Raw genomic sequence first — 16,849 nt, 5'->3', positions numbered from 1 at the left:
GGCTCAGACCTGCAAGACAGAAGAGACGAGAAGCTGGGTGTAGGCGGCTTGCGGGTCGTCGAGCACCTGATCGGTCAGGCCCTGTTCGATTACATGGCCGTCCTTCATCACCATCAGCCGGTCGGCGAGCAGCCGCGCGACAGCCAGATCATGGGTGACAATGATGACCGACAGACCCATGTCGCGCACCAGCCCGCGCAACAGATCCAGAAGCCGCGCCTGAACGCTGACATCGAGGCCCCCGGTCGGCTCGTCCATGAAGACCAGACGCGGTCCGGTGACCAGATTTCGCGCGATCTGCAGGCGTTGCTGCATCCCGCCCGAGAACTGGCGTGGCCGGTCGTCGATGCGCTCCGGGGCGATCTCGACGCGGCCAAGCCAGTCAGTGGCCGTATCGCGGATGGAGCCGTAGTTGCGCGCGCCCACCGCCATCAACCGCTCGCCGACATTGCCGCCCGCCGAGACGCCCATGCGCAGCCCGTCGCGCGGATTTTGATGCACGAAAGCCCATTCCGTGCGCGACAGCATCCGCCGCTCGGGTTCGGCCATGGCGCGAATATCGCGGCCCCGGTAGAGCACGCGGCCGGCATCGGCCTCCAGGAACCCCGCAAGGCAGCTCAGCAGCGTGGATTTGCCCGAGCCGCTCTCGCCCACGATGCCCAGCACCTCGCCCGGGAACAGATCGAAGCAGACATCGGCACAGCCGATCCGCGCACCATAGAACTTGCCCAGCCCCTCGACCCGCAGCAGCGGTGTTTCGGGCGTGGCCAGAGGCGGTGTCTCGGCGGGGAATGTCATGTGGCTACCCATCATGCGGCCTCCTCGGGGCTCAGGCGTCCGCGAAGCCCGTCGGCGCGGCGCGAGGCACAGAAATCGGTGTCGGAGCAGATGAACATCCGCCCGCCCCGATCGTCGGTGATGACTTCGTCAAGGTAGCTTTGCGCCGCCCCGCACAGATCGCAGTCATGATCGGCCTTGCTCGGCTCGAACGGGTGATCTTCGAAATCTAGGCTGACGACCTGGGTATAGGGCGGCAGCGCGTAGATGCGCTGCTCGCGTCCCGCACCGAAGAGCTGGATCGCGGCATTGCCGCCCAGCTTGGGGTTGTCGAACTTCGGGATCGGCGAGGGGTCCATCACATAGCGCCCCTCGACCTTGACCGGATATGCATAAGAGGTTGCGATCGCGCCATGGCGGGCGATGTCCTCGTAAAGCTTCACATGCATCAGCCCGTATTCCTCAAGCGCATGCATCCGGCGCGTCTCGCTTTCGCGCGGCTCCAGAAAACGCAGCGGCTCGGGGATCGGCACCTGGTAGACCAGAATCTGCCCCTCGGTGAGCGCCTGCTCGGGGATGCGGTGGCGGGTCTGGATCACGCTGGCCTCGGCGGTGTGCTCGGTCGTGGCGACGCCAGCGGTGCGCTCGAAGAACTTGCGGATCGAGACCGCGTTCGTCGTGTCATCGGCGCCCTGGTCGATGACCTTGAGGCAGTCTTCGGGCGTAAGGCAGGCGGCAGTCACCTGCACGCCGCCCGTGCCCCAGCCATAGGGCATCGGCATCTCGCGCGAGGCGAAGGGCACCTGATAACCGGGGATCGCGAGGCCCTTGAGCAGGGCGCGGCGGATCATCCGTTTCGTCGCCTCGTCGAGATAGGCGAAGTTATACGCGGCCTCGCTCATTCCGCGGCCTCCTTGCAGGTCTCGGCCCCGGCGTCGCGGCGCAGCTTTCGGATCAGCTCCAGCTCGGACTGGAAATCGACGTAATGGGGCAGCTTGATATGCTCAAGGAAGCCCGTCGCCTGGATGTTGTCGCAGTGATAAAGGACGAACTCGGCATCCTGAGCCGGCGCGCCGGTGTTCTCTTCGCCCAGTTCGTCCCACCGCAATGCGCGGTCCACGAGGCTCATCGAGATCGCCTTGCGCTCTGACTGGCCCATGACCAGGCCATAGCCGCGCGTGAACTGGGCCGGTTCGGTTTTCGAGCCCGTGAACTGGTTCACCGTTTCACATTCGGTCAGTTCGATCTCACCGATCTCGACGGCAAAGCCAAGTTCGGGGATCTCCATCTCGACGGCGCAGGTGCCAATGCGCAATTCGCCGACGAAGGCATGGGTGCGGCCATAGCCGCGCTGCGTGGAATAGGCCATGGAGAGAACAAACCCTTCGTCTCCGCGCGCCAGCGCCTGCAAGCGCAGCGGCCGGTCTGCGGGCATCTCAAGCGGTTCGCGCGTCAGGTCGGGCGGGGTGGCCTCGCCCTGCGTCAGCGGCTCCATCAACCCGTCACGGTCCAGCAGTTGCAGGATGTGCGGCACCGGCTGCGTCTCGGCGGGCTTGCGCGTGGCCTGCGGCGCATCGCCATCGGCCATCAGCGCGAAATCCAGAAGCCGGTGGGTATAATCGAAGGTCGGCCCCAGCACCTGCCCGCCCGGCACATCCTTGAATGTCGCCGAGATCCGGCGCGTCACCGCCATCTCATCTGTATCGACAGGGAGCGCGCCGCCGAAGCGCGGCAGCGTGGTGCGATAGGCGCGGATCAGAAAGATCGCCTCGATCAGATCGCCGCGAGCCTGTTTGATCGCCAGCGCCGCGAGGTCGGGGTCATAAAGCGACCCTTCCGCCATCACGCGGTTCACCGCCAGCGTCATCTGCTCGCGGATCTGCGCAATGCTAAGTTCGGGCACGGCGGGATCGCCACGCCGCGCCTCGGCCAGCCATTGATGCGCGGCCTCGATCGCGCGCTCACCGCCTTTGGTCGCGACATACATCAGAGCGCCTCCACATTGGTTGAGCGCGGCAGGGCCCAAAGCTGGCTGCCCGCGGTAAAGTAGCAATCGAAGCCGAGGGGGAATTGCGTACGGTTTGCTGCGAAGGCGGCGATCTCGGGCAGGCAAGCCTCGTGGCAGGTTTCGATCCCCGGACCGGTCAGCCGCGCCGATGGCGGGGTGGCGGCTGGCATCTCTACGATCAGGGTCGCTGCCCGATCAGGGTAATCGGCGGTGCCGATGGCGAAACGCGAAACGGGCTGAAGCGCGCCCCATGCACCCAAAGCGAAGGCTGCCTCTTCGGCGGGCACGATCGGCGCACCACAGTGGAACGCGATCCACTGGCGCGTTGCCTGGGTGTCGTGACCGGGCGCGAGGTAGAGCGGGGTTGTCGTGTCGACCAGCGTCAGCAAGACGGCCCCAGCAGCGGGCGAGATTGGGTTGGGCGGAGCAGCCCCGGTAATCGGCTGGATGCGGCCCGGACGCGCCATAGCCTCAAGACAGGCACGAAAAGCGCGGGCCGATTGCGCTGCGGGGTCGTCGAAGCCCCCCGCCAGAATTTCGGCGTGGTCCATCAGTCTTCTCCCCGCACCATGGTGAAAAACTCGACCCGGGTAGCAGCGGCTTTCTCGGCGCGGGCGGTGCGGCGCTCGTCTTCCTCGGCGCGCAGAGGCAGGAGCAGATCGGCCTCGATCCGCGCCGCTTCGGCGCCTTGCATCAGCGCATCGATCAGCGCGGCGCGCGTGGCATGATTGCGGTCGCGGCCCTGCACATAGGCGTGACCGACGCGCCCGTCCTCAAGCCGCAACGAGCAGCGCGTTACCGTCATCTCACCCAGATTGAACGGAGCGCCGCGGGCCCCGGTACGGCCTCGCACCATGACCGTTCCGATCTCGGGGGCGCGCAGCCAGGCATGGGCGGGAAGGTCGGGCATCAATGCGGCCAGACGCTGCGGATTGGCACGCGCCAGCAGCCCCATACGGCTCCGGCGCAGCAACTGATCTTCGCTCGGGATCGACATCTTGAGAATCTGTCCAGTCTTCTATACAACTAGACAAATATTCCCCGATCCACGCTTCCTGAACAAATGAAACTTCCATGACACGCCAACCCGTCTGGCAAACCATTGCCGAAACGCTGCGCCACGAGATCACCGAAGGGCTCTATCCCAAAGGCACCAAACTTCCGACCGAGGCGCAGCTATCGGCACGTTTCGGGGTCAATCGGCACACGGTGCGACACGCACTGGCCGCACTGGCCGAGGCGGGCCTGACCGTGTCGCGGCGTGGCGCGGGGGTTTTTGTCGCCTCGGCACCGCGGGCGGATTACCCATTGGGGCGGCGCGTGCGGTTTCACCAGAACGTCTCCGCCTCGGGGCGCACCCCCACGCGCGAGGTGCTGAGAATCGAATCCCGCCCCGCGCGCGAAGCCGAGGCCGAGGCGCTTGCCCTGCCCGCCGGCGCCCATGTTCATGTGTTCGAGGGGATCTCGCTTGGCGATGCGTTGCCGCTAGCGGTGTTCCGCTCTGTGTTTCCCGCAGCGCGTTTTCCTGATCTTCCCGCAGCCCTCGCGCGGCTGCATTCGGTCACACAGGCCCTCGCGGCGCAGGGGCTGCGCGACTACACGCGCGCGACGACCCGGGTGACGGCCAAGGTTGCCAAAGGCCCTCGCGCCGGTCTGCTGAAATTGCCCGAAGGCGCGCCCATCCTGCGCACCGAAGCGGTGAACATCGATGCAGACGGCGTACCGGTTGAGTTCGGCATCAGCTGGTTTGCAGGTGATCGCGTCGCGCTGACCGTCTCGGCGGAACCCGGCGAACCACGCTAGACGCGGCCCTGCGCACATAGCTTGCAGGGCCGCGCCTTCATGATCGATTACGCGGTCAACTCGCGCGCGGTGATCGAATAGGCGAAGGCCGCCGCGTCGAGCGGATCGAGGCGCTCTCCGCCGATCTCAGCCTCGGGATACATGAGGAAAGCGACGGCGTCGTTTTCCGAACCCGGCAGCGCGATATCATGGCCGAAGTTGTAGCCGATCCAGTTGCCTTCCCAGGCACCGAACAGCGCGGCGCGGGCATCGGCCACCTTGGGATCGTCAAAGCCCAGATTGCCCGGAGGCTCTTCCAGCATGACCTTGCGCACATCGGCCGGATCGGCGGCGACCCAACCGAAGCCCTCCAGGAACACTTCGGCGCGGCAGTGCTGCGACTTGGTCACATCGGGCTTGTTCGCGCCAAGGCTCTTGTAGCCGAAAGCCGAGGGGGCCACGCGCAGCCCGTAAACGTCGCGCGCAGGCAGCCCGGCCGCGCGGGCTAGGCCCACGAAAAGCGCGTTCAGATCGGCGCATTTGCCGGTCAGATCGCCCATCTCCAGCATCGAGGCCACATCGCCCAGACCGCAACCACGGGTCTCGGGGTTACGCGCGGTGCTTTCGACGATCCATTCGTAGATGCGGCGAGCCTTATCGAGGTCGCTGCGGGCGCCAACCACGATCTGCTCGGTGGTCTGGCGCACGATCCCGTCGGTGGGGATCAGCGCGGTCGGCGCGGTGTAAAGCGCGCGATCTTCCTCGGACAGGGCCGGGGCGGTGCCCGTCTGCGCAAAATCAGTGGCGCGATCGCGCGTCGCGACGGTGGCGACGATCTCAAGCGTGCGCGGGGCGTCGGCGGCGGCCCATTGCGCGTGCAGGAAGCGCGCGCCGCTGACCGGGTCGGTCTTGATCTCGGCGCTTTCGGCGCTGGTCGTCCAGCTCAGTGCGCCGGGCTTCATCCAGCCGTCCTCGTTCACCGAGGGCACCGGCACCCAGACCTGCGCCGTCTCGCCGCCCGCAGGCAGGTCAATGCGTGTGATCACCTCGAACTCGCGCCAGCCAGCGGGCTTGGGCGCGAAAGAGGCTGCTGCCATGCGCGGCAGCATCACGAGCGCGGAAGCCGCTACACCGAGCTTCAGGATCGTCCGTCTGTTCATGTCTAAACGCCTTTCCAGCAATGTTGGCGCCTCTCTATTCGCACCCGGCCAGTGCCGCAAGCGGCCACAAAGAACGGGCGGGGCAGTCGCCTGCCCCGCCCTGTGGTGAATGTTGTGCGGCTCAGCGGCCGGCCGACGAGTGCGAGGCCTCACGGGACGAGCGCTCGGGAGCGTCCTCATCGCTGTTACGGCCCGGGCGCGGCACCGGCTTACCTTCAAGCACGACGCGGTAGGTGCCGTCGGGGCGCTCGATGATACGGATGCGGGCAATCGCCGGGGCGGCTTGCGAGGCGCTGCCGTGCAGCTCTTCGCAGGCATCGAGACCGGCCGAGGTGCAGGCCTCGGGGTGCTTGGAGTTTTCGTTGCAGGCGCTGATCACATGCGAGGCGCAGGCGGCCATGCTGGCACCGGCATTGCCCTTGGCGCTGGCTTGCGTGCCGACCGAAGCGGCGATCAGGGCGAGGGCGGCGAAAGCGGTCTTGGTGGTGAAGGTCATTTGTCGTCTCCTGGGTTGAATGTGTGCCGGTGTCGTCCGGGTTACATTCGTGTGTCGTGCGACGGAGACGGAGGGTTCAAATATTTCGGAAGAAAAATTCGGAACTCTTCTAGAGCATTGTTATTTCAGAGATTTAATTGAATATGTTCAGCAGCCGGAACCCTGCACGAGGCCCCAGCCGGTTTGCGTATCACGCCCCGCAGGTCCCAGATCACGGGCCGAGGCGCGCAGCGTGCGGCGCAATTGCTCGGTCGTGAGGGTTCGGCCCGCCCCAAGACGGGCCGCAAGCGCCGTCGCGATCGGCGCGGCATAGGAGGTTCCGCTGACATAGGCACCGCCGCCCTTCTTTGCGGCCCAGAGATCGACACCGGGCGCGGCGAACTCAACCTCGGGGCCGGTATTGGCACGCCGATAGGGGTGCAGCGCCGCGTCAACGGCGGTGACAGCGATCACCTCGGGCGCGGCGGCGGGCCAACCGACGCGGCCTGCGTCATTCCCGGCGGCAGCAATCATCACCATGCCCTGCGCCGCGGCGGCACTAAGCAGATCGGCCAGCGCGGCATTGGCCGGGCCCGAGATCGACAGGTTCACCAGGCGCACATCGCTGCGCAAGAGCAGATCGAGACCCGCGCCGATCAGCTCGACATCGGTGCGCCCGCGCGTGCCCATCCCGGAAAAAGCATCCACCGCAATCAGCCGCGCGCCGGGGGCAAAACCGCCCAGGGCGCTGCCGCTGTCCTCACCCACGATCAGGGCGGCCACCGCCGTGCCGTGATCGGGCGACTCGCCGCGCGCATCACCCATCAGCGCTACGGAATCGATCCGCGCGCCCGCAAGCGCCGGGTGGCGCCGGTCGACCGGCCCGTCGATGATCCCGACGGTGCGCCCGGCAGGCAGGCGGCAACCCGCCCCGCCTGACACCAGCGCAGGGGCGTAAACGCGCGGGGTGCCCCAGGCATAGCCGTAAAGGTGATGCGCATCGAAACGGGTGCGCGGCGCGGCGGTGCTTAGCAGTGCCTGCGCCTGCGCCACCGACAGCGCGGGCGGCAACAGGAAGATCTGCCCAACGCGGCCAAGACCGGGATAGTCGCGGCGGCGGATTTGCGTGGCCCCGGCGGCCAGCAAGGCATTGGCGGTATTGGCGGCCTCGGCTGTGGGGCCAAGCGCGATGAATTCCGGCTGGCCACGTGTGCGGGCCACGTGCCCGGCAACGGCGCGCCGGTCCGGGCGCGGACTGTCATCCGAGGCGCTGCCCCGATCTGCGCCCGACGGCGCGCCGGTCGGGCTAGCCTGAGCATGGGCTGCGGGTGCCAGCCCCAGTGCCGCGATGACGGCAATCGCCGCCCCGATGATCTGCGCGCGCTTACTCCGCAAGGTCGGCCGCCTCGACCAGATGGGAGGCGCGCAGGGCCTCGACATCCTCTTCGGAAACCGCACGACCGGACGTGGCGATCTCATACAGACCAAGCGCGCTCGGCCCGCCGACGATCTCAAGCCCAAGCGATTGCAACAGGCTGCGCAACTCGGATTCCGAGGCCGCCGGGGCGAAGGCCACGCTGATCGTGTCGCGCGCCTCGCCCGCCAGTTCATAGCCCGCATCGCGCTGGCCTAGCAGGAAGAGACTCTGACCGAGGAAGGCCGCCAGCGCGACCGCCGCCGCGATCTGCCAGAAGCGCGAGCGAGCGGGCGCGGGCTGCGCCTCGCGCTCAACATCGCGCATCAGGCGGACCAGGCCGAATTCACCGGGGCTCCGCGGCGCCTCGGCCTGCAATGTGTCGCGCATGGCCCGCAGCGCGGCAAGTTCCAGCTCAAGCGTGGGGTCTTCGGCCAAGGCGGCCTCAACCGCCGCGCGCTCGGGCGCCGAGAGCGAGCCATTGGCGTAGAAGGGCAGCAGCGCCTCGATTTCATCGCGATCCGTCATCCGGCCACCTCCCGCGTCACGCGCCCCGAAAGGCAGCGCAGCAGCAATTTCTTCGCATGGAAGATCCGCGTCTTGATCGTCCCTTCGGGGACACGGGCGACCTCGGCGATCTGGCCGTAGGTCATGTCCTCGTAGAAGGCGAGCGTGATCGCCATGCGGTGTTCGTCGCCCAGCTCATCCAGGCAGTGGCGCAGGTGCGCGGCTTCCTGCCCCGCGAGCAGCGCGGCCTCGGTATCGGCGCTGTCATCGACGATCTCGGGCGTCTCGCCCGGCATATCCATCCGCCCGGTCCTGCGCCGAAGGTCGATGACCTTGCGCCAGGCGATCCCAAAGACCCATGTCTGCACTTTCGATTTCCCCTCGAAACGGCCCGCACTGCGCCAGACCTCCATAAACACGTCATGAAGTATGTCGGCTGCCTCATGCGGATCGTTCAATCGCGAGAGGATGAATCTGTAGAGCGGCCGTTCCAATTGCCGGTACAGCGCCGCCAGCGCCGCCTTGTCATGCGCCGCAATCGCCGAAAGGAATGGGACGAGGGGATCGGTCAAGCTCTGTCCTGTGCACGAATACGAGGGCGGCAAGAAACGGAAGAAACGCGCCTGTAGTGTTTTGGACGAGGACACCCACTGTCAAGCGGGCTACCCGCTTAGCCGCGCCCGCGCAGGAAACGTTCGAACACCGCCAGCGTCTCGTCCGAGACGTGATGCTCGATCCCCTCGGCATCAAGCTCGGCCACGGAGTGGGGAACGCCCACGGCCACCAGGAATTCGACCACCGTGCGATGCCGCCCGCGCACCCTGTTGGCCAGATCGGCGCCCTTGTCAGTCAAGAACACGCCGCGATAGGGCCGCGAGGTTGCCAGACCCTCGCGCTTGAGCCGCCCGATCGCCTTGGTCGCCGTCGGCTGCGCCACGCCCATGCGCTCTGCGATATCGGCCACGCGCGCCTCGCCGAATTCCTCGATCAGATCGCCGATCATCTCGACGTAATCCTCCAGAAGCGCCACGGCCTGCGCCTCGCGGGCACGGGCGAAACGGTCCGCCGGGCTTTGGTCGTCGCTATGGCTGTCTGTCATCGGTCAGTCCCTGATCGGTGGGATATTAGCTATAGCCAAGGGTAACAAATTTGCCAGAACAATCACGCACCGCGCCGCATTGCAATTTGCCAGTTGCAATCAAAATAGCCATGGCTATGTATTTCGCCGAAGCCTATATCGGGGAATCACATGAGCAATCTGACAGGCCGGACCCGCCTTGGCATTTCCGCCGCGCTGAGCGGCGAGCGCTCGGGTTGGCGCAGTCGGCTTGTCTTCGCGGGGCCAGCGATCATCGCCTCGGTCGCCTATATGGACCCGGGCAATTACGCGACGAACATCCAGGCGGGGGCGGGCTATGGCTACAAGCTGCTGTGGGTGGTGTTTCTGGCGAACCTGATCGCGATGCTGTTCCAGGCGCTGTCGGCGCGCCTCGGCATCGTGACGGGCAAGAACCTGGCCGAGCTGTCGCGCGACAACTTCCCGCGCCCCGTCGTCTGGGCCATGTGGGTGGTCAGCGAGATCGCCGCCATGGCCACTGACCTGGCCGAGTTTCTGGGCGGCGCCATTGGCCTTGCGCTGCTATTCGACCTACCGCTGATCGTCGGCATGGCGATCACCGCGATCATCACCTACGCGATCCTTGTGTTCGAGCGGCAGGGTTTCCGCCCGATGGAACTGATCATCGGCGCGCTCGTGGGTGTGATCGGGCTGTGCTACCTGGCCGAGGTTCTGATCGCGCCGATCGACTGGAAATCGGCGGGCATGGGCATCTTGCAGCCCGCGCTGCCCGATAGCGCCGCGCTGACCATTGCGGTCGGGATCATTGGCGCGACGGTGATGCCACATGCGATCTACCTGCACTCGGGGCTGACGCAGGCGCGGGCCGATCTGCGCAACGACCGCGATCGCCGCAAGGTGCTGAAATACTCCAACGTCGAGGTGGTGCTGGCACTGGCCGTCGCCGGGATGATCAACATGGCGATGGTGATGATGGCCGCAAGCGCCTTCCATCAGGGCCATTCCGATGTCGCCGAGATCGAGACCGCCTATCACACGCTGACCCCTCTGCTGGGCGCGGCAGCGGCGGGGATGTTCCTGACCTCGCTGATCGCCTCGGGGATTTCCAGTTCGGTCGTGGGCACCATGGCGGGGCAGATGATCATGCAGGGCTTCTTGCGCTTTCACGTGCCGGTCTGGCTGCGCCGTCTGGTCACCATGGTGCCCGCCTTCGCCGTGGTCGCCGCCGGGGTGAACGCGACCGACGCGCTGGTGCTGTCGCAGGTGATCCTGTCCATCGCCCTGCCGGTGCCGATGATCGCGCTGATCATCTTCTCGATGCGCCGCGACATCATGGGCGAGTTTGCCGCCGGGCCGCTGGTGCGCGGGCTGGCGATTGCGGGCGCGGGGGCGGTGCTCAGCCTCAACTTCGTGTTGCTGGCGGATACGTTTGGGGTGCCGATCCCGTTTCTGGGGGGCTGAAACGCCCCTCGCCCGGCGCTTTCGGCTTCTCTGGCGCGCGGAAACTGGTTAGGTGAATACGTCCCTTCGCAACCGTTTCCGCCGTGACCGATCAACAGAACATCAAATCGGATCAGATCGCCCAGCTGCTGACCACGCGCATCGTGCGCGGTGAGTTCGCGCCGGGTGAGAAGCTGTTGCAAGACCATATCGCCCGCGAATACGGCGTGAGCCACGTTACCGTGCGCGAGGCGTTTCTCTATCTTGCCGGGCGCGGACTGGCGGTGCGCCTGCCGCGCCGCGGGATCTGCGTGGCGCCGCTCGATCGCAGCGCGGTCGAGGAGCTGCGGCTGATGCGTCAGGCGCTGGAACCCGTCGCCCTGCTGCATTCGGTACCGCATCTGACCCCCGCACAGATCGCCCATGCCGAGGCGATGCGCCTGGCCTGTGATGCGGCGCAAACCGCCGTCGACTGGGAAGAGGCCAATCGCCAGTTCCACATGGCGATCATCGCCGGGTGCGGCATGGCCCGGCTGAGCGAAGAGATCGACAACCTGCAGCTGCTCTATGCGCGCCATTTCCTGGTCAAACATGCCAGCCGCTGGAAGCCGCGCAGCGACCCCGACCATCAGGCGATCATGTCCGCCATCCGCGAGCGCGACGCCGCCCGCGCCAGCGCGGTCATGCAGCGCCATCTGGCACGGCTCAGCTAGCGGCGCGGCGCGCTATAATCCAGATCGGGTGATAGGTCAGCGGCACGCCCCGCGCGGTGCCGAAGAGCGCGCGATAGTCTGCATCGAACTGCGCCAGACGCGCCCGCGTCCAGACCTGCGAAGCCGCGCCGTTCACGCCGGTTTCACGCAGGTGGCGCAGCACATCGCGCGGGGTGTCGAACCACAAGACGTCTTGCCGCTCGCCAAGATCGAGGATCTCGACATCTTCGGGAAGGCCGTCCGCGAGTTGCCCCGCAGCGATCAGCCCCGGCGCATGGGCCTCTGACCCGAGCCGGGCAAGCTCGTGAAACTGCGCCGGGCCAAACCCCGAGATCGCGAGCCAACCTCCCGGCGCCAGCGCCTGCGCCGCACGGGTGACAAGCGCGCCGGGCGCATCCAGCCACTGGATCACCGAGGCCGAGGCGATCAGATCGGGCTGCGGGGGCCAGTCGCAATGGCGCGCATCGCCCGGAGTGAACTCCGCGCCGTGGTGCTCTGCCGTCGCGCGGGCGCCCTCGGTCAGATCGTTGAGCGTGAGCCGGTCGAACCCGAAGCGCGCCCGCAGCGCCTGCGTCAGATGGCCGGTGCCACAGCCGATCTCGAAGCCCTGCGCAAAGCGCGCGGGCGCCCCAAGTGCCGCCAGCCGCGCGGCCAGATGATCGGCGATGCGTGCCTGCGGTACGGTCGCGGCGTGATAGCTGGCAAAGCTGCGGCGAAAGCTGCGCGCGACACGCTCGGCGGACACGGCGCTCATGCGAACCACTCCTGCCAGCTTTGACCGGGGCGGAAGGGCATGTGGCCGCCGGGGATGCGCCGCACCACCGCGGCCTGTTCGCTCCACGCCAGAACCTGCGCCGCAGTGGGGATGATCCGGTCGCCATCCGCAATCCAGATCCTATTGAAAGGTATTTCCTGCGCCGCACCGCGCGCGGCGATCACGCGCAACTCGGCCGCTGCGGCGTGGTAGTCGATGGCAGGGACGGGCTCGGTCACGCCCGCACGCTGGCAAAAACGCACGAAGTTTTCCGCGTTTAGCCCATCGGCGGTGCCGGAGACCGTTTCGGGGGGAATTCCGCGCTGCGGATCGGCGGGATGCAGCGTGCCGTTCACCGCCACGAGCCGCGCGGGCCGCACACCCGCACGCGCCAGCCAATGCGCAGCCGAGGCCACACCGAAGGAATAGGCCAGAAGCCGCAGCCGGGCATAGCCCGCCACCTCGGGCAGCGGATCGTCGAGGTCGATGTAGTCATCTACCACCAGCACATCGGCGGCCCCGGTCAGCCCGGCAAACGGTGCCGCACCAAGGCCCCAGCCCGAAAAAACCAGCGTCAACTCGTCCGAGCCGTCGCGCGCTAGCCAGTGCCGCCTCATGCCGCGCCTCCGGCCAGCGCGACCATGGCCGAGGTCACGCGGCGCAGCTCCTCTGGGGTGATCGTATAGGGTGGCATCGCGTAGATATTGCGCGCGAAGGGGCGCAACCAAACGCCCGTTTCGGGCGCGAGCCGATGCGCGATGGAGGGGTCAACCGGGGTGGCCATCTCGATCACGCCGATGGCGCCCAGAACCCGCACGTCGGCCACGCCGGGAAGATCGCGCGCGGGCGCCAGTTCGGCCTGCATCTGTTGCGCGATGGCCGCGACCTGCCCGCGCCACGCACCGGCCTCAAGCAGCCCAAGGCTTGCGCAGCCCGCCGCGCAGGCCAGCGGATTGGCCATGTAGGTCGGCCCATGCATGAACACGCCCGCCGCGCTCTCGCCGATGGTGTGTGCGACCTCGGCCGTGGCGATGGTGGCCGCGAAAGAGATATGCCCACCGGTCAGCGCCTTACCGAGACACAGGATATCGGGCGCGATCCCGGCATGATCCATCGCGAACATCTCGCCCGTGCGGCCAAAGCCGGTGGCGATCTCGTCGAAGATCACCAGCACATCGTGCGCCTTACACAGCGCGCGGGCGCCGCGCAGCCATTCGGGGTGGTAGAAGTACATCCCCCCCGCGCCCTGCACGACGGGCTCAAGGATCAGCGCGGCGATTTTCTCGCCCTGCTCGGCCAGCAGTTGCGCCAGCGACGCGAGCCCGTTTTGCGCCGGGTCTTCGGGCCATGGCGCACCGAAAGCCACCGAGGGGCGCGGCACGAAATGCTGGATCGAGAGCGCCCCGCGAAACAGCCCGTGCATCCCGTTGACCGGGTCGCACACGCTCATCGCCTTCCAGGTGTCGCCGTGATAGCCGCCGCGGATCGTGGCGAAGCCCACCTTGGCATCACGGCTGCGCGCCTTGTGGTATTGCACCGCCATCTTCAGCGCCACCTCGACCGAGACCGAGCCGCTGTCGCAATAGAAGATCCGGTTGAGCCCCTCGGGCAGCATCGCCACCAGCTTGCGGCCAAGCTCGATCGCCGGGGTGTGCGTCAGCCCGCCGAACATCACATGCGGCATTCGCCCCAGCTGCTCGGCCATCGCCGAGGTGATCGCCGGGTGGCGGTGGCCATGGATCGCGCACCACCACGATGACATCGCGTCGATCATCCGCACCCCGTCGTCACGGGTCAGCCAGACGCCCTCGGCCTCGGCGATCAGGTGCATCGGGCCGGGCTTGGCGACGTTGGTATAGGGGTGCCAGAGGTGGCGGGCGTCGAACGCGAGCGGGGTCATAGCGCGGCCTCGATGGCGGGCAGGTCGATCGCCTCGAAGGCGCGGGACAGGCTATGCGGATCGAGCGGCGCAAGCGGGCCGACCCGCCCCAGATGCCGCACCCGGCAGATCTGGGCGATGCTGTCTTCGACCTCGGGTTCCGGCGTGCCCATGAAGGCCACGCCCACCACCCGGCATCCCGCGCCGCGCAGCGCGGCCAGCGACAGCGCGGTGTGGTTGATCGTGCCGAGTGCCGTGCGCGCAACCAGAATGACCGGCGCGCCCCACCGCGCGAACATGTCGAGGTACGATATCTCGCGCGTCAGCGGCACCATGACACCGCCCGCCCCCTCGACCACCAAGCGGCCCTCAACCTGCGGCAGGGCAAGGCGCGCGGTGTCGATGCGCAGCCCCTCGGTCTCGGCGGCCAGATGCGGCGAGGCCGGCCGCTTGAGGCGATAGGCCTCGGGCAGCGTCGGGCGACCGGAAAGCGCGGCGACGACCTCGCGGTCTGTAGCCTCCTCTAGGCCTGCCTGCACCGGTTTCCAGTAGCTTGCGCCCAGTGCGGCGGTCAGCCCGGCGGCAAAGACGGTCTTGCCCACGCCGGTATCGGTGCCGGTGACGATGACGGGTTTCATGATGCCTCCTGCTGGTGAGCGATGGCTTCAAACAGAGCGGTGATCTGCGCGGGACTCACGTTTCCGGTAATCGACACCCGGAGCCGCGCCGTGCCGCGCGGCACGGTCGGCGGGCGGATGCCGCGCACATCGAAGCCTTGCGCGCGCAACGCCTCGGCGCGGGACATGGCCAGCGCATCCTCGCCCAGAATGACCGGGACGATCTGGCTGTGCAGCACGTCGATCCCGCACAGGCGGCGCGCCTCGGCATGGGCATGGGCCATCCGCACCTGAGCCAAGGTCACAAGGTCGGGCTGGTCCTGCAAAGCGTGCAGCGCGGCGCGAGTGATCGCTGCGCTCAACGGTGCCGGGGCGGTCGCGAAGATGAAGGGCCGGGCGCGGTTGATCAGCGTGTCGATCATCACCCGCGCGCCGCAGATCAGCCCGCCGGACGATCCAAGCGCCTTGCCGCAGGTGTGCAGCGTCAGCACCTCGGCATCGAGGTCATGCGCCATCCCGCGCCCCTGCGGACCGAAGATGCCGGTGGCATGGGCCTCATCGACGACCAGAATGGCGCCCGCCTCGCGGCTCAGGGCCGCCAGATCGGCTAGCGGCGCCAGATCGCCCTCCATCGAGTAGACGCTTTCAACCGCGATCCAGACTTGCCCGCGCCCGCCATCATTGCGCCATTGCGCGAGAACGCGGCGTGCGTCGGCGACGTCGTTATGGGCAAAGGCGCGCGCGGTGGCGCGCCCAAGCCGCATCCCCTCATGCGCGCTGGCGTGAACCAAGGCGTCATGCAAGATCAGGTCGTCCGCTGCGGGCAAGGTCGAGAAGATCGCCTGATTGGCCTGAAAGCCGCCACCCATGTACAGCGCGGCCTCGGCACCAAAGAACGCGGCGGCCTCGGCCTCCAGCCCCTCATGCTCGGGGTGGTTGCCGCGCAAAAGGCGCGAGCCACCGGCCCCCGGGGGCACGCCGCGCGCCAGCGCCTGCTGCGCCGCATCGCGCAACAAGGCGGAGCCCGCCAGCCCGAGATAGTCGTTCGAAGCGAAATCGAGCCCCTCCTGGGGGATCAGCCGGCGCAGCCGGTGCCGCGCGGCCAGCGCCTCAAGCGCGCCAGCCAGCCGGGCCGCGGTCGTCATTCCGCCGCTTCCGTGCAGGCATGCTCCTCTGCCGCCATCGGTTGCAGGCCGAGCTTGGCGAAAAGCGCCATGTCGCGGCTGTCGCCGGGGTTCTCGGCGGTCAGCAGCGTGTCGCCCGCAAAGATCGAATTCGCGCCGGCGAAGAAGCACAGCGCCTGCATCTCGTCGCTCATCTCGCTGCGACCGGCCGAGAGGCGCACATGCGATTGCGGCATCATGATCCGCGCCAGAGCAATCACACGCACGAAGGCGATCGGGTCAATCGGCTCGGCCTTGGCCAAGGGCGTGTCGGCCTGCGGCATCAGCATGTTGATCGGTACCGAATCCGGGGCCTTGGGTAGGTTGGCCAGCGACACCAGCATGTCGATGCGGTCGGTCGCCTCTTCGCCCATGCCCATGATCCCGCCCGAACAGACCTTGATCCCGGCCTCCTGCACGCGGTTGAGCGTGGCGATCCGGTCGGCGAAGGTGCGGGTGGTGATGACCTCGGGGTAGTAGCGTTCCGAGGTGTCGATATTGTGGTTGTAGTAATCGAGCCCCGCATCGCGCAGCCGCACGACCTGCGTGTCATCAAGCATCCCGAGCGTCATGCAGCTTTCCATGCCCATCGCCTTGACGCCCTCGACCATGGCCACCAGCGTATCCATATCGCGCTCCTTGGGCTCGCGCCAGGCGGCGCCCATGCAAAACCGCGTCGCGCCGCCTTCGCGCGCCTTGCGGGCCTCGCTCAGCACCCGCTCGACCTCGATCAGCTTCGAAGCCGACAGGTTTGAGCCATTGCGCGCCGATTGCGAGCAGTAGGAGCAATCCTCGGCGCAGCCACCGGTCTTGATCGACAGAAGCCGCGACATCTGCACCTTGTTCGGATCGAAATGCGCGCGATGCACAGTCTGGGCACGGAACAGCAGTTCCATGAAGGGCAGATCGTGCAGGGCTGCGGCGGCCTCGCGGGTCCATTTCGGCTGTGCGTTGCTCATTTTATCGATAAAATCCCAAGGTGACGTTTCGGCATCCTTGTTTATCGATAATTTTTGAACATGCAACAAATAAGAAACGGGCGCCGCATCTCTGCGGCGCCCCGGATAGATTTCAACGGGTCC

At 67.1% G+C, this 16,849-nt stretch carries 20 protein-coding genes; 3 read left to right on the top strand and 17 right to left on the bottom strand.

Going from position 1 to position 16,849, the window contains the following annotated elements:
- Nucleotides 1-3: 3 nt before the first annotated feature.
- The 5 genes from phnK to phnG are packed head-to-tail and all read right to left on the bottom strand — an operon-like array spanning nucleotide 4 to nucleotide 3,782.
- On the bottom strand, nucleotides 4-810 hold the full coding sequence (phnK, locus tag N3C64_RS07115; protein WP_236021151.1) for a phosphonate C-P lyase system protein PhnK: 807 nt from the start codon (nucleotides 808-810) through the stop codon (nucleotides 4-6).
- Nucleotides 810-1,679 carry an alpha-D-ribose 1-methylphosphonate 5-phosphate C-P-lyase PhnJ gene (locus tag N3C64_RS07110; protein WP_218630096.1) on the bottom strand — a complete coding sequence of 290 codons (870 nt, stop codon included), beginning with the start codon at nucleotides 1,677-1,679 and terminating at the stop codon, nucleotides 810-812. The genes phnK and N3C64_RS07110 overlap by 1 nt, the downstream gene beginning before the upstream one ends.
- Nucleotides 1,676-2,764 carry a carbon-phosphorus lyase complex subunit gene (locus N3C64_RS07105; RefSeq protein WP_260013470.1) on the bottom strand — a complete coding sequence of 363 codons (1,089 nt, stop codon included), beginning with the start codon at nucleotides 2,762-2,764 and terminating at the stop codon, nucleotides 1,676-1,678. The genes N3C64_RS07110 and N3C64_RS07105 overlap by 4 nt, the downstream gene beginning before the upstream one ends.
- Entirely contained in the window at nucleotides 2,764-3,336 is a 573-nt protein-coding gene (gene phnH / locus N3C64_RS07100; RefSeq protein WP_260013469.1) for a phosphonate C-P lyase system protein PhnH, read from the bottom strand. The genes N3C64_RS07105 and phnH overlap by 1 nt, the downstream gene beginning before the upstream one ends.
- Complete coding sequence (gene phnG / locus N3C64_RS07095; RefSeq protein WP_260013468.1) at nucleotides 3,336-3,782, bottom strand: phosphonate C-P lyase system protein PhnG; 447 nt, start codon at nucleotides 3,780-3,782, stop codon at nucleotides 3,336-3,338. Before phnG ends, phnH begins: the two co-directional genes overlap by 1 nt.
- Nucleotides 3,783-3,859: 77 nt before the next feature.
- On the opposite strand from phnG, the gene phnF reads away from it, so the two are divergent.
- Nucleotides 3,860-4,588: a phosphonate metabolism transcriptional regulator PhnF gene (gene phnF / locus N3C64_RS07090; protein ID WP_260013467.1), complete on the top strand. Its 729-nt coding sequence runs from the start codon at nucleotides 3,860-3,862 to the stop codon at nucleotides 4,586-4,588.
- A gap of 47 nt (nucleotides 4,589-4,635) precedes the next feature.
- Here phnF and N3C64_RS07085 read toward each other — a convergent pair whose 3' ends face one another.
- The 6 genes from N3C64_RS07085 to mntR form a co-directional block, all read right to left on the bottom strand.
- Complete coding sequence (locus N3C64_RS07085) at nucleotides 4,636-5,727, bottom strand: transglutaminase-like domain-containing protein (protein ID WP_260013465.1); 1,092 nt, start codon at nucleotides 5,725-5,727, stop codon at nucleotides 4,636-4,638.
- A 121-nt stretch (nucleotides 5,728-5,848) separates the two neighbouring features.
- On the bottom strand, nucleotides 5,849-6,223 hold the full coding sequence (locus N3C64_RS07080) for a hypothetical protein (protein WP_218630102.1): 375 nt from the start codon (nucleotides 6,221-6,223) through the stop codon (nucleotides 5,849-5,851).
- Between the two features lie 147 nt (nucleotides 6,224-6,370).
- Nucleotides 6,371-7,597 carry a S8 family serine peptidase gene (locus N3C64_RS07075; RefSeq protein ID WP_260013463.1) on the bottom strand — a complete coding sequence of 409 codons (1,227 nt, stop codon included), beginning with the start codon at nucleotides 7,595-7,597 and terminating at the stop codon, nucleotides 6,371-6,373.
- On the bottom strand, nucleotides 7,587-8,144 hold the full coding sequence (locus N3C64_RS07070; RefSeq protein WP_260013461.1) for a zf-HC2 domain-containing protein: 558 nt from the start codon (nucleotides 8,142-8,144) through the stop codon (nucleotides 7,587-7,589). The genes N3C64_RS07075 and N3C64_RS07070 overlap by 11 nt, the downstream gene beginning before the upstream one ends.
- Complete coding sequence (locus N3C64_RS07065) at nucleotides 8,141-8,695, bottom strand: RNA polymerase sigma factor (RefSeq protein ID WP_260013458.1); 555 nt, start codon at nucleotides 8,693-8,695, stop codon at nucleotides 8,141-8,143. The genes N3C64_RS07070 and N3C64_RS07065 overlap by 4 nt, the downstream gene beginning before the upstream one ends.
- Nucleotides 8,696-8,793: 98 nt before the next feature.
- Nucleotides 8,794-9,222, bottom strand: coding sequence for a manganese-binding transcriptional regulator MntR (gene mntR, locus N3C64_RS07060; RefSeq protein ID WP_260013456.1), 429 nt, complete (start codon nucleotides 9,220-9,222; stop codon nucleotides 8,794-8,796).
- A 150-nt stretch (nucleotides 9,223-9,372) separates the two neighbouring features.
- On the opposite strand from mntR, the gene N3C64_RS07055 reads away from it, so the two are divergent.
- Together N3C64_RS07055 and N3C64_RS07050 are read left to right on the top strand one after the other, a co-directional pair.
- A complete protein-coding gene (locus tag N3C64_RS07055) occupies nucleotides 9,373-10,662 on the top strand; it encodes an Nramp family divalent metal transporter (RefSeq protein ID WP_218630107.1) in 1,290 nt (429 codons plus the stop codon).
- 83 nt (nucleotides 10,663-10,745) lie between these two features.
- Nucleotides 10,746-11,354 (top strand): GntR family transcriptional regulator, encoded by a 609-nt coding sequence (locus tag N3C64_RS07050; RefSeq protein ID WP_218630108.1) that lies wholly within the window; start codon nucleotides 10,746-10,748, stop codon nucleotides 11,352-11,354.
- Here N3C64_RS07050 and N3C64_RS07045 read toward each other — a convergent pair.
- Genes N3C64_RS07045 through bioB form a run of 6 tightly spaced genes read right to left on the bottom strand, consistent with a single transcriptional unit; the run spans nucleotide 11,347 to nucleotide 16,726 of the window.
- A complete protein-coding gene (locus tag N3C64_RS07045; protein ID WP_260013454.1) occupies nucleotides 11,347-12,108 on the bottom strand; it encodes a methyltransferase in 762 nt (253 codons plus the stop codon). The two genes, N3C64_RS07050 and N3C64_RS07045, sit on opposite strands and share 8 nt — an antisense overlap.
- Nucleotides 12,105-12,725, bottom strand: coding sequence for a pimeloyl-ACP methyl esterase BioG family protein (locus N3C64_RS07040; RefSeq protein WP_260013451.1), 621 nt, complete (start codon nucleotides 12,723-12,725; stop codon nucleotides 12,105-12,107). The genes N3C64_RS07045 and N3C64_RS07040 overlap by 4 nt, the downstream gene beginning before the upstream one ends.
- Nucleotides 12,722-14,008: an adenosylmethionine--8-amino-7-oxononanoate transaminase gene (gene bioA, locus N3C64_RS07035; RefSeq protein ID WP_260013449.1), complete on the bottom strand. Its 1,287-nt coding sequence runs from the start codon at nucleotides 14,006-14,008 to the stop codon at nucleotides 12,722-12,724. Before bioA ends, N3C64_RS07040 begins: the two co-directional genes overlap by 4 nt.
- Nucleotides 14,005-14,625, bottom strand: a complete 621-nt coding sequence (bioD, locus tag N3C64_RS07030) for a dethiobiotin synthase (RefSeq protein WP_260013447.1) — start codon at nucleotides 14,623-14,625, stop codon at nucleotides 14,005-14,007. The genes bioA and bioD overlap by 4 nt, the downstream gene beginning before the upstream one ends.
- On the bottom strand, nucleotides 14,622-15,749 hold the full coding sequence (locus tag N3C64_RS07025) for an 8-amino-7-oxononanoate synthase (protein WP_260013445.1): 1,128 nt from the start codon (nucleotides 15,747-15,749) through the stop codon (nucleotides 14,622-14,624). Before N3C64_RS07025 ends, bioD begins: the two co-directional genes overlap by 4 nt.
- The gene (gene bioB / locus N3C64_RS07020; RefSeq protein ID WP_260013444.1) at nucleotides 15,746-16,726 is read right to left on the bottom strand and encodes a biotin synthase BioB; all 981 of its coding nucleotides are present in this window, start codon (nucleotides 16,724-16,726) and stop codon (nucleotides 15,746-15,748) included. The genes N3C64_RS07025 and bioB overlap by 4 nt, the downstream gene beginning before the upstream one ends.
- Between the last annotated feature and the right edge of the window lie 123 nt (nucleotides 16,727-16,849).

It is taken from the genome of Sedimentimonas flavescens, from assembly GCF_025154035.1.
In the GTDB taxonomy this organism is placed as follows: domain Bacteria; phylum Pseudomonadota; class Alphaproteobacteria; order Rhodobacterales; family Rhodobacteraceae; genus Rhodobacter; species Rhodobacter flavescens.
Note: the sequence above shows the minus strand (reverse complement) of the source record. Positions and strands in the feature narration are given on the sequence as shown.